General features: G+C 60.1%; 16 protein-coding genes, 1 tRNA gene and 1 pseudogene. 4 read left to right on the forward strand and 14 right to left on the reverse strand.

The genetic code is table 11. The features are described 5' to 3' along the window. Positions 1–49 precede the first annotated feature (49 nt). From lipB to ACR9ZQ_RS15640, 5 genes are all read right to left on the reverse strand, one after another. A complete protein-coding gene (gene lipB / locus ACR9ZQ_RS15620; RefSeq protein WP_481428241.1) occupies positions 50–775 on the reverse strand; it encodes a lipoyl(octanoyl) transferase LipB in 726 nt (241 codons plus the stop codon). Between the two features lie 263 nt (positions 776–1038). Further along, positions 1039–1123 (reverse strand) — tRNA-Leu (locus tag ACR9ZQ_RS15625). A 174-nt stretch (positions 1124–1297) separates the two neighbouring features. After that, on the reverse strand, positions 1298–1669 hold the full coding sequence (locus tag ACR9ZQ_RS15630; protein ID WP_310388153.1) for a hypothetical protein: 372 nt from the start codon (positions 1667–1669) through the stop codon (positions 1298–1300). Positions 1670–1999: 330 nt separating this feature from the next. Then, positions 2000–2497, reverse strand: a complete 498-nt coding sequence (locus ACR9ZQ_RS15635) for a BON domain-containing protein (RefSeq protein ID WP_310388151.1) — start codon at positions 2495–2497, stop codon at positions 2000–2002. Between the two features lie 79 nt (positions 2498–2576). Continuing rightward, entirely contained in the window at positions 2577–3071 is a 495-nt protein-coding gene (locus ACR9ZQ_RS15640) for a peptide deformylase (RefSeq protein WP_310388149.1), read from the reverse strand. Positions 3072–3314: 243 nt separating this feature from the next. Here ACR9ZQ_RS15640 and mgtE point away from each other — a divergent pair, with 243 nt between their 5' ends. After that, positions 3315–4730, forward strand: coding sequence for a magnesium transporter (mgtE, locus tag ACR9ZQ_RS15645; protein ID WP_310388148.1), 1416 nt, complete (start codon positions 3315–3317; stop codon positions 4728–4730). 64 nt (positions 4731–4794) lie between these two features. Beyond that, positions 4795–5187, forward strand: a complete 393-nt coding sequence (locus ACR9ZQ_RS15650) for a MerR family transcriptional regulator (RefSeq protein WP_007826104.1) — start codon at positions 4795–4797, stop codon at positions 5185–5187. Here ACR9ZQ_RS15650 and ACR9ZQ_RS15655 read toward each other — a convergent pair whose 3' ends face one another. Next, the gene (locus tag ACR9ZQ_RS15655) at positions 5188–6207 is read right to left on the reverse strand and encodes a heparan-alpha-glucosaminide N-acetyltransferase (protein WP_481428242.1); all 1020 of its coding nucleotides are present in this window, start codon (positions 6205–6207) and stop codon (positions 5188–5190) included. Beyond that, positions 6208–6975, reverse strand: a complete 768-nt coding sequence (locus ACR9ZQ_RS15660; RefSeq protein WP_310388319.1) for a DUF599 domain-containing protein — start codon at positions 6973–6975, stop codon at positions 6208–6210. It lies immediately after the preceding gene. 214 nt (positions 6976–7189) lie between these two features. Here ACR9ZQ_RS15660 and ACR9ZQ_RS15665 point away from each other — a divergent pair, with 214 nt between their 5' ends. Together ACR9ZQ_RS15665 and ACR9ZQ_RS15670 are read left to right on the forward strand one after the other, a co-directional pair. After that, positions 7190–8596 (forward strand): L-serine ammonia-lyase, encoded by a 1407-nt coding sequence (locus ACR9ZQ_RS15665; RefSeq protein ID WP_113323429.1) that lies wholly within the window; start codon positions 7190–7192, stop codon positions 8594–8596. A gap of 61 nt (positions 8597–8657) precedes the next feature. Beyond that, entirely contained in the window at positions 8658–9095 is a 438-nt protein-coding gene (locus ACR9ZQ_RS15670; RefSeq protein WP_310388143.1) for a DUF1489 family protein, read from the forward strand. A 54-nt stretch (positions 9096–9149) separates the two neighbouring features. Here ACR9ZQ_RS15670 and ACR9ZQ_RS15675 read toward each other — a convergent pair whose 3' ends face one another. From ACR9ZQ_RS15675 to ACR9ZQ_RS15705, 7 genes and pseudogenes are all read right to left on the reverse strand, one after another. After that, a complete protein-coding gene (locus ACR9ZQ_RS15675) occupies positions 9150–9425 on the reverse strand; it encodes a hypothetical protein (RefSeq protein ID WP_310388317.1) in 276 nt (91 codons plus the stop codon). 112 nt (positions 9426–9537) lie between these two features. Further along, positions 9538–11121 carry a serine hydrolase gene (locus ACR9ZQ_RS15680; protein WP_481428243.1) on the reverse strand — a complete coding sequence of 528 codons (1584 nt, stop codon included), beginning with the start codon at positions 11119–11121 and terminating at the stop codon, positions 9538–9540. 119 nt (positions 11122–11240) lie between these two features. After that, positions 11241–11987: a hypothetical protein gene (locus ACR9ZQ_RS15685; RefSeq protein ID WP_481428244.1), complete on the reverse strand. Its 747-nt coding sequence runs from the start codon at positions 11985–11987 to the stop codon at positions 11241–11243. A gap of 217 nt (positions 11988–12204) precedes the next feature. Continuing rightward, positions 12205–12810: a transglutaminase-like cysteine peptidase gene (locus tag ACR9ZQ_RS15690; protein WP_481428245.1), complete on the reverse strand. Its 606-nt coding sequence runs from the start codon at positions 12808–12810 to the stop codon at positions 12205–12207. A gap of 383 nt (positions 12811–13193) precedes the next feature. After that, positions 13194–14155 (reverse strand): annotated as a pseudogene (gene pip, locus ACR9ZQ_RS15695) (prolyl aminopeptidase). A gap of 257 nt (positions 14156–14412) precedes the next feature. Beyond that, positions 14413–15024, reverse strand: coding sequence for a PilZ domain-containing protein (locus tag ACR9ZQ_RS15700; protein WP_007816614.1), 612 nt, complete (start codon positions 15022–15024; stop codon positions 14413–14415). A gap of 122 nt (positions 15025–15146) precedes the next feature. Beyond that, entirely contained in the window at positions 15147–15764 is a 618-nt protein-coding gene (locus ACR9ZQ_RS15705) for a PAS domain-containing protein (RefSeq protein ID WP_481428246.1), read from the reverse strand. Positions 15765–15855 lie beyond the last annotated feature (91 nt).

Raw genomic sequence — 15855 nt, forward strand, 5'->3', positions numbered from 1 at the left:
GCGGATGGTGTCATGAACCACAGGAAGCCTGGGCAATCAAGGACGGCAATCAGGGACAGTGTGCGGTATCGTTGACGGTTTCGCCGAAGATTTCTTCGAAGGCGGCGCGCAAGCGGATATCGGCATCGGTCATCATGAGCGGCAAGCCAAGATCGACGAGGCTGGTGACGCCGTAGGCCGAGATACCGCACGGTACGATGCCACTGAAATGATCGAGATCGGGATCGACGTTGAGCGACAGGCCGTGGAAGGTCACCCATTTGCGCAGGCGGATGCCGAGTGCCGCGATCTTGTCCTCCGCCATGGTGCCGTCGGGCAGCAGGGGTCTCTCCGGTCGGCGGACCCAGACGCCGACGCGATCTTCGCGGCGTTCACCGCGTACATTCATCGAATCGAGCGTGCGGATGATGACCTCTTCCAGTGCAGCGACGAAGGCACGCACATCCTGCCTGCGGCGCTTGAGATCGAGCATGACATAGGCGACGCGCTGGCCGGGGCCATGATAGGTGTATTCGCCGCCGCGTCCTGTGGCGAAGACCGGAAAACGATCCGGCTGGACGAGATCTTTAGCATCGGCGCTGGTGCCCGCCGTATAGAGCGGCGGATGTTCCAGCAGCCAGACAAGCTCGTCGCCGCCATCTGCAATATCAGCCACTTCCCGTTCCATCTTCTCCACCGCCTCCTGATAGGGAACGAGCCCATCGGCGATGCGCCAGCGAACGGGGCGCGAACCAAGTTTCGGGAGCATGGAGAAGTCGAGATCGGTGCGTAGCATGGCAGTCCTTGACCTATCCGCAAAAGAAGAGGGCGGGCGCGGCTTCTATATGGACGCAGGCGCAGAGCGATTCAATCGCTCTTTGCGGCGGGCAGCCGTCTCACAGATGCAATCAGCCGGTGCCAGCAGGCGTTGCTGTGATATCCACGAGGGGCGGTATCGGCGGGAAAGGGCTGCCGCGCGCTCGTCTTGCGGCAAGGACATCAGCACCGGAGAACTAAGCCTATGGCCAAAAAAGAAAAACCCGCCGAAGCGGGTTTCTTTGGTGCGGTCGAGAAGACTCGAACTTCCACGGGTTGCCCCACAGCGACCTCAACGCTGCGCGTCTACCAATTCCGCCACGACCGCATCGTGGTAGAGCCGATTTGCGTCGGCGAGGCAGCATGTAGCAAAAGCCTCAGACGGACACAAGCGCGATGTGACAGTTTTTTTTAAAAGCTTGTCGGAGGTGTGGATTGTGCCGCGCGGGACATTGAATTTACAAGAGAAAAGGGCCGGAAACCGGCCCTTTCTTAGATCATGTCAATGCATTGCGCGGCATGCCTCTGTGCGGCTTGCACCGCTATCGGCACCTTTCTGGTGCGAGCCTTTCGGGCCGATCATGCTGTGGCAATCCGGAAGCGGCTTGATGCTGGCCGTCGCGGTGTTGTCGACTTTCGCGGGCTTGGACATCGCGGCAGGTGCGAAGCCGTCGCTGTCATTCGTATAGTCGCTGGAATAGGCCGGGGGCGCCACATGCGTCGGGTAGTGCACGGGCTTTGCCGGCGCGACCGGCGTCGGGTAGAGGCCATCACCATCGTTGGAATAATCATCCATGTATTTCGGCTGCGCGAAAGCGGCACTTGCCATGCTGACGGCAAACAGGGTGGCGGCGACGGCGAATTTCATGCGCATGGGTCTATCTCCTCAATCTGTTGTTGAATTCAACAACGCAAAACCAACCCTCGGCAAGGTCGAGTCCGCTCCCCAATTCGGGCAATTTTGTGGGAAAGATGACAGCCATCTTGCGACCTTTTGTCCAAATGAAATCACATATTTGTCAATGTTCTTGAGGGTCGCGTTACCTTAGCCGGCACAGTTAATAGCCTGAGATGTCAGCGCTTTCGCCAACATGACAATCCTGCAATCTTTAATTGATTAACTATTTGTAATTTTAGAGACATAAGAACCGGAAAGCAGGTCGCTTTCCGGTTCTGAAATGCGGCAACTTTGTGTTTTTCGGCCTTAATCCTCGTTCGGGATGTGGGCATCGACACCTGTCATCTGCAGCCGGTTGCGCACGCGGCGAACACCATCCACCGACAGGGCGCCGAGCTCAACCTTGCGGGCGATGCCGATTGTTTCGACGGAACCCTCCAGCGTCACGGTATGGCCGTCGGCGTGAACTTCCACGCTGTCGATATCCACGTCAGGGATGTTCTCCAGAGTCTCGGTCACGCGGGCTTCGAGGTCATCACTCTCGTCGCGGTCGATTGTATCAGGCTCGAGCGAATCTTTCAGGCGGTTTTCATTGCCGTCCTCGTCCGCGCCATCGATGCGGAAGCCGCTGTTGCGGTCACGGTCGAAATTGGCCGAGGTTTCGCCATAGGCGCGGTTTTCGCTGCCGGCAGCCTTGGCGCCACTGCCGTCGGCATAGGGCCAGCCGTCGTCCAGATTTCGCTCTTCGAAGTCACGGTAATCCTCTTCGCGGGAAAGCGAGGACTTGTCATTGATACCAGGCATTTCCGTCTCCTTCCGGTTTTGATTCTGCAAGGCAAACGCCGGAAGGGTGCCATTGGTTCGCCCGATAGTGGCGCGGCCCTCAGCTTTTCGTCTTTTCCCATTTCCTGATCAGCCGATCACGCTTCAGCCGTGACAGGCGCTGCAGCCAGAAAATGCCGTCGAGCTGGTCGACTTCATGCTGGATACAGATGGCGAGGAAGTCCGATGCCTCTTCTTCGTGCTGATGGCCATCCAGATCCTGATAGCGGAACCTTATTGCCTTCGGGCGCGTGACCTCGTCCGTCGCGCCGGGCATGGAGACGCTGCCTTCCATATGAGCCATCGTCTCATCCGTAAACCACATGATCTCGGGATTGGCGTAGATGCGCACGCGGTCCGCCTTGTCGAGCTCCAGCACCGTCAGCCGCTGGAAGACGCCGATATGGGCGGCAGTGATGCCGACGCCGGGGGCTGCGCGCATCGTCAGCAGCAGATCGTCGGCCAGCTGCGACAGGGCCGCATCGAACACCGTCACGGGCGCACAGACGGTCTTCAGGCCGGGATGCGGATAGCGGAGAATCGGGCGGATCGGCACGGTCAGACTTCCTTTCGACAAATGGCGGCGGAAACTATAGCCGACCACGGGCATTGTCATCAGAAAGCACGGGTTTGCGCTTTACGCCAGAAATGCTTTCGGTTAGCAGATTGATCACGAATTCCGGCGGCGCAAGGGCAGGGCGGAATTCGCTTATCCGCTTGTTGACCATGCATTTTCAGCCGACATTCTCGAATGCGGCTCGTTAGTCTTTGAAATCAAATTGAGATGCGAGGGCGGCACATGACGACGACCGACACGGAAGACCGCAATCGCAAACGTCCGGCCGACGAAGACGTCGACATCTATAACGAAGACGGCAATGTGCGCAGCGACTTCCTGGCGCGCCTGGGTGCGGCCATCGCCGACCGCGACACGCTGTTTCTTCGCCAGAATGTCGCGCGCCTGCACGAATCGGAAATAGGCGATCTGTTGGAATCGCTGCAGCCGGATCAGCGCCTGGCGCTGGTGCGCCTGCTCGGCGACGATTTCGACATGACGGCGCTGACCGAAGTGGACGAGACGATCCGCCGCGAGATCGTCGACCAGTTGCCGAACGAGCAGATTGCGGCTGCCATCGGCGAACTGGATTCGGACGACGCCGTCTACATTCTCGAAGATCTCGACCAGGAAGACCGGGAAGAGATTCTCGCACAGCTGCCGTTCACGGAGCGGGTCCGCCTTCGCCGCGCGCTCGATTATCCCGAAAGCTCCGCCGGCCGCCGCATGCAGACGGAATTCGTCGCCGTGCCGCCATTCTGGACGGTCGGCCAGACGATCGATTACATGCGCGACGAAGAGGATCTGCCTTACTCCTTCTCGCAGATCTTCGTCATCGATCCGACCTTCAAGCTGCTCGGCGCGGTCGATCTCGACCAGATCCTGCGCACCAAGCGGCAGATGAAGATCGAAACCATCATGCGGGAAACGAACCATCCGATCCCCGCCGAGATGGACCAGGAAGAGGCTGCCCAGCTCTTCGAGCAGTATGACCTTCTTTCCGCAGCCGTCGTCGACGAAAACGAACGGCTCGTCGGCGTGCTCACCATCGACGACGTGGTCGACGTGATCCACGAAGAGGCGGACGAAGACATCAAGCGCCTCGGCGGTGTCGGCGACGAAGAACTGTCAGACAACGTCATCTCGACCGTGCGTTCGCGCTTCCTGTGGCTGCTGATCAATCTCGGCACAGCGATGCTGTCTGCCAGCGTCATCGGCCTGTTCGACGGCTCGATCGAGAAGATGATCGCGCTTGCGGTGCTGATGCCGATCGTCGCCTCCATGGGCGGCAATGCGGGCACGCAGACCATGACTGTGACGGTGCGTGCGCTCGCGACCCGCGACCTCGATATCTACAATGCCGGCCGCATCATCCGCAGAGAGGCGGGGGTCGGCATCCTGAACGGAATGCTCTTCGCCTTGCTGCTGGGCGTGATCGCCGGGACATGGTTCCACAATTACCAGCTCGGCGCCGTCATCGGAGCGGCAATGATCATCAATCTGATTGCAGCGGCGCTTGCCGGCATCCTGCTGCCGCTGCTGCTGGACAAGATGGGAGCGGACCCTGCGATCGCCTCGTCCGTGTTCGTCACGACCGTCACCGACTGCACCGGCTTCTTCGCCTTTCTCGGCCTCGCGACATGGTGGTTCGGTATCTGAACAGATGCCGAAATTGACTATTACGTAAAAGTCAATATTATGCCGGATCGATGACGGGGAAGAGATGCTAGTGAACAAGTATTATACCATAACGGAGCTGACGCGCGAATTCGGAGTGTCGACGCGCACGCTTCGCTTCTATGAAGACGAAGGTTTGATCCATCCGGAGCGCCGCGGACGCACGCGGTTGTTCCGGCCTGCCGACCGGCGCCTCATTCAGGAAATCCTGCGCGGCCGGCGCATTGGTTTCACCATTGCCGAAATCCGTGAAATCATTCAGGTCTACAAGGAGCCGCCGGGCGAGCTCGGCCAGCTTAAGCTTCTGATGAAGCGCGTGGACGAAAAGCGCGAAGACCTGCGCCAGAAGCGCAAGGATATCGACGAGACGATCACTGAGCTCGATAATATCGAGGAGGCCTGCCTCGGCCGCCTCGCCGAGATCGGCGTCACCACCTGATCACTGTTGGGGCTCGGGCTGCGTCTGCGGCACGGGCTCTATTTCGGCGCTGCACTGGCTGGCAAGCGCCATAATCCGCTCATCATCCGCCTTGACCTCGCCGGCCTGGAACGGCGTGAAGAGTTGCTGCGCCTGCAGCTGATCGAGCGTGCACTGGCAGAAGCTGCGGCAGAGCGCTGCGCCCTGTTCGACCGTGCAGGACGTGTTGCATTGGCGCAGATAGGTCGCGGCCGGATCGGGCTTTGGCGGCGCGACGATGAAGGTCAGGCCATAGGCGATGGCGATCAGCACCGGTTGGTGGATGAGGTAGAAGGCTAGGCTGTGGCGGCCGAGGCGCGCGAGCCATGTTCCACCCGTGCCCAATGATGCCAGCTTCTGCGGCAGGCTCGTGCGGAAGGAAAGACGCGCGAGGCTCATGCCGAGGAAGAAGGGCGTTGCCCAGGGGAAGAGCGGCACAAAATCGTTCGACCGGTCCGGCGTGGCCGCAAAGCCGAGCCAGGCCAGATATTTCGGGTCGAACAGGTGCGAATCCAGCACGCCGGGCATGACGAAGGCATCGGCGATCCAGGCGACGAACAGCGCCAGCGAGACGAGCAGGGTCACGGGCAAGGGCAGGCGCAGGAAGACCACGCCGATCAGGCTCAAAACCGCGATGGAATGCAGGATGCCGAAATAGATCCATCCGCCGGGCACGAAATAGGCTGTCGCTGCCGATATCACCACGGCCGCGCCGGCGATCATGGCGAAACGTTTCCAGAAGGAAGGCCAGCGGATGTCCGGCCGGCTGGAAAGCACAAGGCTGACACCGACAATGAAGAGGAAGGTGGTGGCGATCGCCCGGGCATAGATCTTCAGCCAGCCGCTCTCGGCCGTTCCGGGCGTAAGGTAGCCCATGAACTCCAGATCCCAGCTGAAATGGTAAGTGGCCATGGCAATGAGCGCCGCGCCCCGCGCTGTATCCACAAGGCCTATACGTGGCGGTTTTGCGTCAGCCGCTGCTTCCGTTGCCGGCACTATCATTCACAATCCCTCGGACAGCTCATCACCGTCACTCGCTGACGGCTTCGTGCGCTGAACAGGAGAAAGGTGGAGATTTGGTGGCGAGTTTGCGTCCATGATGGCGAGGCGCGCTTCCGAAAAGAATTGCCGGCGGGTGAGGACGAAAACCACCATTGATGTCGTACCCATAAAAACATAGGGATTAATGAACCAGCCGAGATAGCCGATCGACAGGAAGATCGCCCTGAGACCCTCGTTGAAATGGCTGCCGGCGATGACGTTCATGCGGATGACACGCTCCGCCGCCCGCTCGGCGGCAATGATATCCTTCTCCGTATCATGCACCATCGGAATGCCGCCGAAGAGAATGGTGCAATAGTTGAAGAGGCGGTAGGACCAGCCGAACTTGAAGAAAGCGTAGCCGAAAAGGGCTGCAAGGCCGCCGACCTTCATTTCGAAGACGGCGTGGCCGCTGTGGAAGACGAAAGGCAGGTCGGCGAAGACCGCATCCACCTTTTCCGTGGCGCCGAGCAAGGCGAAGCAGCTGCCGATCGCGAAAATGGATGTGGAAGCAAAAAAGGCAGTGCCATTTTGCAGCCCGGCCATGATCTGGGTGTCGATCATCTTCAAATCGCGGCGCAGGGAATTATATATCCATTCACGGCGCCGCTCTGCCATGGCATGGGTCAGGCTGGTGCGCCCGAAGAAGGTCTGGCCGTGCAACAGCCACGAATAGCCCATCCAGATAAAGATAAAGAAGGCAAGCGCGATATAATCCGCCGTCGTCATCATCAGTGATTCATTTCCCGCATCAAACGTGGCCACTCTACATATGCATGCGATTGCTGCAATGACCGGCAAAGATGAGAATGACTAGCAAGATGGGGCGCTTCGAACTAGTGTCCGGCCGGATGTCGCACCGGTTCAAGGCGATGTCGGTCCGCCACGCGGATGCGGAACCGGGCTCGCATAGTCTGCATCGTGAAATTTAAAAGGCGCTTCCATGTTTCTTTCGGTATTCGATGTGTTCAAGATCGGTGTCGGGCCGTCGAGCTCGCATACGATGGGGCCGATGACGGCTGCCAACCGGTTCCTTGAGCTCATCCTGTCCAACGAATGGCCGCGCCCTTCCACCGGCGCGCAGGTGGCCGCCATCAAGGTGAGCCTGCACGGTTCGCTCGCCCACACAGGGATCGGCCATGGAACGGGCAGGGCGGTCATTTTGGGCCTGATGGGCGAGGCGCCCGACAAGGTTGACCCCGACCGCATGGATGCGATCATCAATGGGGTGGAAAAGAGTGGCCGGATCACGCCCGAGGGGCATCCAGCCTACCAGTTCCAGCCGAAAACGGACCTGATCTTCGACAAGAAGCAGCCGCTGCCAGGTCACGCCAACGGCATGAGCTTCTCCGCCTATGACAAAGACGGTCGGCTTCTCGTCAAGCGCATCTATTATTCCGTCGGCGGCGGCTTCGTCGTTACTGATACGGAGCTGGAGCAGATGCGGGCGCGCAAGAAGGCCTCGCAAGGCAATTACAAGGTGCCTTACCCTTTCGCCAGTGCCAAGCAGATGCTGGAAATGGCAGAACGTTCCGGCCTGTCGATTGCGCAGATGAAGCGCGCCAATGAGGAAAGCCAGCGCAGCCGCGAGGAGCTGGATTCCGGCCTCGACCGCATCTGGGAAGCAATGCGCTCCTGTATCGAGCGCGGGCTCAAGGTCGAGGGTATTATGCCCGGCGGCCTGAACGTCAAACGCCGGGCCAAGCATATTCACGACAAGCTGCAGGAAGAATGGCGCAGCAACCGCGTCAACCCGCTGCTCGCCAACGACTGGCTGAGCGTGTACGCGATGGCGGTCAACGAGGAGAATGCTGCCGGCGGACGCGTCGTGACCGCGCCGACCAATGGCGCGGCAGGCGTCATTCCCGCGACGATCCGCTACTACGAGCATTTCCATGAGGACTGGGACCGGAACGGCATCCACGACTATCTGCTGACCGCAGCGGCGATCGGCGGCATCATCAAGCACAATGCGTCGATCTCGGGCGCGGAAGTGGGCTGTCAGGGCGAGGTCGGCTCGGCTGCCGCCATGGCAGCAGCCGGCCTCGCAGCTGTCATGGGCGGCACGCCGGCCCAGATCGAAAATGCCGCGGAAATCGCGCTCGAACACCATCTCGGCATGACCTGCGATCCGATTGCCGGTCTGGTGCAGGTTCCCTGCATCGAGCGCAATGCGCTGGGTGCGGTGAAGGCGGTCACGGCCGCATCCCTCGCAGTGAAGGGCGATGGCCAGCATTTCGTGCCGCTCGACGCCTGCATCGAGACGATGCGCCAGACGGGTTACGATATGAGCGAGAAGTACAAGGAAACCTCGACTGGGGGCCTTGCCGTCAACGTCGTAGAATGCTGAGTTTGTGGACGCCCGTTGCTTCCTTCTTGACGCTGCCGGTCAAAAGGATTTCAACGGCAGCATGGCACTAAATCTCATCAAGCTCTGCGTCGGCTGCGACTCGATCGAAGACCTGCGCGAATGGGTGGCCGAACGGTCGTTGCGCGCCATCGCCGCTGGACTGGAACCGCATTCGGTCCATACGACCCGCATGGTACCGAAGCGGGTGGAAGAACTGCTCGACGGTGGCTCGCTCTATTGGGTGATCAAGGGGCAGGTACAAGCCCGCCAGAAGATCCTCGATATCCAGACATTCACCGACGGTGAGGGGATCGGCCGCTGCCATCTGGTGCTCGGTCCTGAGGTGATCGAAACCTCGGTGCAGCCAAAGCGGGCCTTCCAGGGCTGGCGTTATTATCCTGATGAGGATGTGCCGCGCGATCTCCACAGTCTCGGCGCCGGTATTGCCGAAATGCCAGCAGATCTTCGCCGCGAGCTGTCGGAACTCGGACTGCTTTAAAGCCGTTTGTTTTTACGCAAAACCGCTGCGCACTGCTGGAATTGCTTTGACGCCTCAGCGCAAACGCAGCACGACCGGCGAATTGCCATCGGGCGACGTGATGTGCAGGTGGATATGCGCCTCCGGCTGCGAGTAGCGCCAGGCGCGCGCACCGTGGCACAGCAGCAGGTTGATGAGATCACGGGTCTTCGGCGACTTCGCTCTTGGGCGCTGCAGGCCGATTTCGGCAAGACGCAGCGCTGCTTCGTGCAGCGGATGCAGGCCGGAACGGCCCTTGTTGACCGCCCGGCGCCCCGCAGGCGCATTTGGAATATTCTCGTTGATCGACATCATCTTCCTCGTACGCAATACAAATCGAACTAGGATCGACTGCCGGCGGCGCGAACACCGCAGCCGGCAGGCAGGAGCGCCGCCAAATCAGTCATAGGCGGCGCCGGATATCTCATTGAGCAGCCGCCCAGCACTTGACGCCGGCCTTCTTGAGGGCCTTGCAGGCGTTGACCGCATCACGCTGGCCATCAAAGCCGCCGAAGCGGGCGCGGTAGATTTGATCGCCGTCATTGGCATAGGCGACGGCGAAGGGCTTGGCGGAACTCAGCGCCTTACCGCCCTTGGCCTTGGCGTTTGCCAGAAGATCCATCGCCATTTCACGGCTAGAGGAGACGCCGATCTGGACGACCCAGCCGGATGGCTGCGGCACTTCCTTGGCGGCAACTTCCTTTGCCGGGGCAACCTTGGTGGAGGCTGTCGTCAACTCGTCGACGGAAGTGTCGCCCTGTTCCGGCGGTATATAGGCAGGTGCCGGCGTCGGCACGGCGACGGAAGCCTGTTCCTGCTGCTGCTTGATCGGCACGGTCTTGACCTTGGTCGGAGACGGCATCGGCTGCGTCAGCAGGGGATTATCTGTCTTGGGTGCGGCGGTTTCCGCGTAGGCAACTTCGGTGCTTGCCGTCTGATAACGGCTGTCCGGAAGCGGACCCTTGTGCGGCAGGCCGAGATCGGCAGCGGCTGCCGTGACCGGCGGCTGATTGGCCGTGATCGCTTTCTTTTCAGCCACCTGGGCAACCTTGGCAGGGGAAACCGGAGCGGGTGTTTCGATCATCTCGGGCATCGGCTTCGACTGGGCGACAAGCGCGCCGCCGCTAGTGGAAGCCTTCGGCATGTAGGTCGCGAGCAGATTGCGCATCTGCGAGTCGCGAGCAGGGGTGGATGCACCGCCGAGAACCACGCCGACGATCGACTTGCCATCAGCCTGTAAGGAACTGACAAGATTGAAGCCGGCGGCGCGGGTGTAGCCAGTCTTGATGCCATCGACGCCACGCACGGAGCCGACGAGGCGGTTATGGCTGCGGATCACGCGATTGCCGAACTTGAAGGCGCGCGTGTTGAAATAGCCGTAATATTGCGGGAAATGCTGGCGAAGGGCGATGCCGAGGCGGGCCTGATCGCGGGCCGTCGTCATCTGCGCGGTGTTCGGCAGGCCGTTGGCATTGCGATAGGTCGTGCGTGTCATGCCGAGCGCGTGGGCCTTGGCTGTCATCATCTGGGCGAAACGATCTTCCGAACCGCCGAGCATTTCGCCGAGGGCGGTCGCAGCATCATTGGCAGACAGCGTCACAAGGCCGAGGATACCCTGTTCAACGGTGATCGTGCCGCCGGCGCGCACACCAAGCTTGGTCGGCGCCTGGGCGGCGGCATGAGCGGAGAAGGGGACAGGCGTATCGAGGCGGATGCGACCCTGCTCGAGCGCCTCGAATGTCATGTAAAGCGTCATCATCTTCGTGAGCGACGCCGGATATTGCAGACGGTCGGCATTCTCGCTGTAGAGAACATTCCCCGTCCGGGCATCGACGACGATACCGGCATATTTCGGATTTGCAGCTTCCGCTTCGGCATTGACCGAGTCGACCGCGACGATCGCGACAGCCATCGAAAGGATCGCCAGCACCTTTGCGAGGAAACTGGCAGACCGCGGCGATGATACGGAGGAAATTGACCTTGACACTATTCCACTCTTCGCTTGCATTTTGGATGTTCGGCGGGTCACGCGCCCCCTACTGCGCAACCGGCTGTCTTGGAAAACTACCGGTTCAGCGTTACCAATCCGTTTATGATGAATCGTTTCTTCAGACATTTGCGGGGATTTTAGCGGAGTGTTGCAGACCGGCTCACAAGCCGGCTTTCCACAAAAGTCCTGATCGCGGCATCAATATGGTCCCAGTCGGCCAAATGGCGGCTCGAGAACCGGTAGAGCACACTTAAATCCTTGCCGACCTTGATATCGCGCTGACAATCGCCGCTGGTTGCCATTTCCGCAGACGAGGGCAGGACGCAGCGCACGACATAATCGGCGCTTCCTTCGCGCGGCGCGGTCAACAGAACCTCGCCGTTGTAGCCGGCATCGGCTCGCAGGCGGTGCAGCGTCAGGCCATGCGCAAAGGTTTCAGAGGCGCCGTCCATCAGGTGCGAATAAATCGGCTCCAGCCTGCCAGACATGTCCCGCGACATCGTGCCTTGGGTGATCTGCAGGAAAATCAAGCCTGCCGATTGGGCAACGTCGTCGAAACGCTGGCGCGTTTCCTTGCTGTAGCCCTGCATTTCCGGCCAGGTGAGATAGAGATCGACCCGTTCGGCCGCGCCATCATGGCGTTCGCTGGGGAAGCGAATCGTGTTGGCAGGCAGGCCGACCGTGTCGAGGCCGATGGTGAGCGTGATCCCGGCATTGCTTTCAGTATTGCCGGCAAGCGAGATGTGACGGCCGAACCAGCGGCCAGCAACGCTGATCGCAACCGTCAGCAGCGCCAGGACAGCAATCGTCGCCGTGACGCGAACCAGGAAGCGGGTCGAAAGAAGGGGCTGCTCACCAGGGTGACCCACGGCGGAATTGCTCATCGTCGTCCTCGGATATCGGGCCGCCGTAAGAAAAACGCGAGTCGTCGGTGCCGGTGAAGAATTTGCCGATGAACATGGAGCGGCGGGAGTTAACGGGCCGTTAACTCAACCAAAAGGAAGTGCCACAAAAGAAGCGAGCCGTTCCCGGGACAGCGGGAACGGCTCTGGGCGCCGGTCGGGACGGGGATGCGGGGACTGACCGGGGCCGGTATGCCTGTTACTTCACGCTACCGACAGCGACGGCGCGGCCGTCCTGCAGCTTCGTCCAGCGGGCCGGATCATCGGCGGACTGGCGCTTCAGGTAGGTGTATTCGGTATCCGACCACAGCAGCACCTTGTTGCGCATATTGTCGAGAATGAAGTCGCCGTGATCCGTACGCACCGTCAGCACCGCATGGCCCTCGCCATTCGGCTGCAGCACGACGGTTATCAGCGTATCTGATGGAGAGAAGCCGGCATCGATCAGCATCTTGCGCTTCAGCAGCGCGAAATCCTCGCAGTCGCCGACGGTGCGCGGATAGGCCCAGCGCTCCTCGACACCGTAGATTTCCTTGTCCGTCATCGGCTGGATGGTGGAGTTGACGGTGTAGTTCACTTTGAGGATTTCCTTCCAGCGATCCTCGGTCAGGATTGCCGGGCCGGCATCGCCGCCGGCATAGGCGCATTCACTCGGATTGGCCTGGCAGAACTCATAGTGCCCAATGGGCGGGCTAGCATTCCCTGCAAGTGTCATGCTGGCGGGTGATGCTTGTCCTGCGCCCGTCATTGCCACCGTTACGCCAACCGCCAGAAGGCCGCTCTTCAGTAGATTTCGAATTGACATTATCGTCTCCCCGTTATGAGGACGACAATGACATGGACGTTTTTATCCCACGCAAAATTACGCAATCAAATTAATGGCTTAGTTGATTCAAAAACGCATCTAACTTGATTCAAATCCACATCGAATACGCTTAAAATTAAAAGCGCATTCGTCTCGAATTCGATTAAAATTGACGGATTGGGAAAAAGGCTTTCGGGCGGGAAATGCCCGAAAAACGGACAGGCTGTTAACGATTTCAATAAGCCGGATAAATTTCCGCGACAAGCTTGCAGTGGGGACGGCGGCGGTCGGAGATCCGATTGAAGCCTATAAACAGGCGGAATCGCCATGCAGAAAGCCGATTCTGCCTTACCTCCCGATTTTCCGCCTCAAAAATAATTTCGTCAGAGATCGCGGAATCTGTTCGTCGCAGCGACGATCGCGGCGGCAATATCGGCATTTGCAGTAGAATGGGCCGCCTTTGGCAGCACGATGAGCTCGGCACCCGGCCATGCCCGGGCAAGTTCCCAGGCGGTGACAAGTGGCGCTTCTATATCGAAGCGTCCGTGGATGAGGATGCCGGGTATGCCGGCGAGGCGATCGGCATTCTTCAGTAGGATACCGTCTTCGAGCCAGGCGCCTTCGCGGAAATAGTGGGTGATGATCCGGGCGCGCGTCAGAAGATAGCACGGATCGGACCAGCGCCGAGGCAGACCGGTGGGATCGGCAAGAAGGATCGTCGCCGCTTCCCATTCATGCCAGTCGCGCGCCGCTTTCAGCCGCACCTGTTCTTCGGGATCGTTGAGCAGCTGATGGTAGGCGCTCACCCTGTCGATGTCGCGAAGCTCCAGTGGCAGCGCCTCGCCGAAACGGTGCCATTCCTCGGGGAAAAGCGGCGCCATGCCGCGATAGAGCCAGTCGATCTCGGAACGCCGTGTCGTGGTGACGCCTGCAATGACGATGCCGTTGACTTGATCCGGATGGGATTGCGCATAGGCGAGCGCCAGCGTCGAACCCCAGGAATTGCCGAAGATGATCCACTTTTCCACGCTAAAGAGGCTGCGCAGCCTCTCTATATCCTCGATGAGATGAGCGGTCGTGTTGCGGGAGAGGTCAGTCGCAACATAGGCAGCGTTCGGCAGGCTGCGCCCGCAATTGCGCTGATCGAAAAGGATGATGCGGTAAACGGACGGGTCGAAATAGCGGCGCGCAGCGGTGGAGCAGCCGGAGCCTGGTCCACACCGTGCAGGACAAGCGCCGGCTTGCCCACCGGATTGCCGCAGGCCTCCCAATAGATAAGGTTGCCGTAGCCTGTATCGAGCAGGCCGTGTTCATAGGGTTCGATTTCCGGAAACAGGAATGACATGACCGCGCCGCTTGTTGAGCCGCGCTGTATCCTTCAAGTCTGTGACGGATAAATGACAAGAGCGGCGGCATTCTATGGCATCTGCCACACGAGATGCAGGAGATTATTCAACCCAACACGGAAATTGTCAGTCCTACCTCTCGCAGGTTAGGACAGAAAAACGGGCGTAAAACCGCAGCGCACTTTTGCTGGAATTGGTTTCTTGTTTTACGCAATTCCGGACACAACACCACGGGCCCACTTTTGTTGGAATTGCTTTAGAGAAATTCGCGCAACGTCTCACGCGACTGGACCGACAGGAACTCGATCGCAACACCCTCCGAGAAGTGGCGAACGACGCGGCCGCGCATGTTGCCGAGGCGAACAGGCGTGCCGAGCGGCGGGCGCACTTCGCAATCGACGGCAGCGCCCGAGAGCGAAAGGTCCATGATGCGGCAGGTGTAGCGCGTGCCGTCTTCGAGCGTGAGGTCGGTCTTGGTCTCGCGCGGGGTCAGACGATCATGACGGCGATCTTCCGGCAGGCCGAGCTCGTGTTTGTTGGCAAGCCAGGTGAGCTGGGCCGCGAGCTTCTCGCGCTTGCGCTCGGTGGCGTTGATCGACATGGTGAAGCCGCGCATATCGACGGTCTGTACATGACCTTCGACGCGGCCGAGATGGTCGATGTAGGCGACGATGCGTTCATTGGCGCGCGGGCGGCCAGCGCAGGTGACATACATGTCGCCGGGCGACATATCGATCACCATGCACTCGAATTCCTCGTAGTTCGCAAGCATCAGCCGGCCCTGCATATTGATGGGCACGCGCTGGAACACTCCCTGTTCTGGGCGCGGCGCAGGCCGGTGCGTCTGAGCGGGCTGGAACGAGTGCATCAAAGGGCTTCTTTATGAAATCGCTGAGCCCAATCCTTACCTGCAATCCCTTAACAGAAGGTTGTGGAACGAGCCGCCGCATAACCCTAAAGTACTATAGGCGGCGACCCAAAATGGAACGGTCAGCGAGCGGCTGCCCCATGCAGGAAATGCGACATGGCGCGCAGCATGGTCCGGCCGAACGTGGCCTGTTTTTCGGCGGCGACCTCGACAGGGCGACGCGGTTCGGCCTCGGCCGTGCGGCCAAACTTGTCATGCAGCAACCGGCTGCGATCGAGGGCGAGAAGCTCCAGCGGCACGATCTCCAGCCAGCTAGCAGCGGCGGCAGGCGCAATGGCGCCAAGCAGCCGGTCGCAGCCGCCTTCGGGCGAACGCAGCGGCATCATGATGATCTCGAAGGCCGCATGATGGCCGGCGGTGCTGTAGCCCGTCGCGTTGAAAAGCGTTGGAATGGCGTGAGCCATGACGCCCTGTGCCGTCCTTTCGATATCCTCGTGTTGGCCGTTGGCCCAAAGGGCGGAGAAACGCTCGCCGCGCAGATCGCGACCGAAGAGATCGCAGATCTTCGTGCCGGCGAGGCGGAAGCGGATATGCCGGTCTGCCGCCGTCTCCAAGATGAAGAGGCTCGACAGGAGATGAGGGATCGCGCCGGGCTCGATCTGCGATTTCAGCGGAGCATCCCGCCCGCCGCGCAGTGCATTCCAGTAGTCGAATATGTCGATCGTGATCTGAAGGCGCATGGCAGTGTCTCATTTCGGTTCATTGGGGCGCGGTTTTCGCCCCTTCACCTTCTACCTTGCGGATTTCATGCCAAATCCGGCGAGTTAAGGT

The sequence above is a fragment of the Rhizobium sp. KNZ14-9A genome, from assembly GCF_056755015.1.

Bases quoted from the DNA above. Each gene is read 5' to 3' on its own strand.
- lipB (WP_481428241.1), bottom strand. From the start codon at position 775: ATGCTACGCACCGATCTCGACTTCTCCATGCTCCCGAAACTTGGTTCG.
- ACR9ZQ_RS15630 (WP_310388153.1), bottom strand. From the start codon at position 1,669: ATGCGCATGAAATTCGCCGTCGCCGCCACCCTGTTTGCCGTCAGCATG.
- ACR9ZQ_RS15635 (WP_310388151.1), bottom strand. From the start codon at position 2,497: ATGCCTGGTATCAATGACAAGTCCTCGCTTTCCCGCGAAGAGGATTAC.
- mgtE (WP_310388148.1), top strand. From the start codon at position 3,315: ATGACGACGACCGACACGGAAGACCGCAATCGCAAACGTCCGGCCGAC.
- ACR9ZQ_RS15650 (WP_007826104.1), top strand. From the start codon at position 4,795: ATGCTAGTGAACAAGTATTATACCATAACGGAGCTGACGCGCGAATTC.
- ACR9ZQ_RS15655 (WP_481428242.1), bottom strand. From the start codon at position 6,207: ATGATAGTGCCGGCAACGGAAGCAGCGGCTGACGCAAAACCGCCACGT.
- ACR9ZQ_RS15660 (WP_310388319.1), bottom strand. From the start codon at position 6,975: ATGACGACGGCGGATTATATCGCGCTTGCCTTCTTTATCTTTATCTGG.
- ACR9ZQ_RS15665 (WP_113323429.1), top strand. From the start codon at position 7,190: ATGTTTCTTTCGGTATTCGATGTGTTCAAGATCGGTGTCGGGCCGTCG.
- ACR9ZQ_RS15670 (WP_310388143.1), top strand. From the start codon at position 8,658: ATGGCACTAAATCTCATCAAGCTCTGCGTCGGCTGCGACTCGATCGAA.
- ACR9ZQ_RS15675 (WP_310388317.1), bottom strand. From the start codon at position 9,425: ATGTCGATCAACGAGAATATTCCAAATGCGCCTGCGGGGCGCCGGGCG.
- ACR9ZQ_RS15680 (WP_481428243.1), bottom strand. From the start codon at position 11,121: ATGCAAGCGAAGAGTGGAATAGTGTCAAGGTCAATTTCCTCCGTATCA.
- ACR9ZQ_RS15685 (WP_481428244.1), bottom strand. From the start codon at position 11,987: ATGAGCAATTCCGCCGTGGGTCACCCTGGTGAGCAGCCCCTTCTTTCG.
- ACR9ZQ_RS15690 (WP_481428245.1), bottom strand. From the start codon at position 12,810: ATGTCAATTCGAAATCTACTGAAGAGCGGCCTTCTGGCGGTTGGCGTA.
- ACR9ZQ_RS15700 (WP_007816614.1), bottom strand. From the start codon at position 15,024: ATGCACTCGTTCCAGCCCGCTCAGACGCACCGGCCTGCGCCGCGCCCA.
- ACR9ZQ_RS15705 (WP_481428246.1), bottom strand. From the start codon at position 15,764: ATGCGCCTTCAGATCACGATCGACATATTCGACTACTGGAATGCACTG.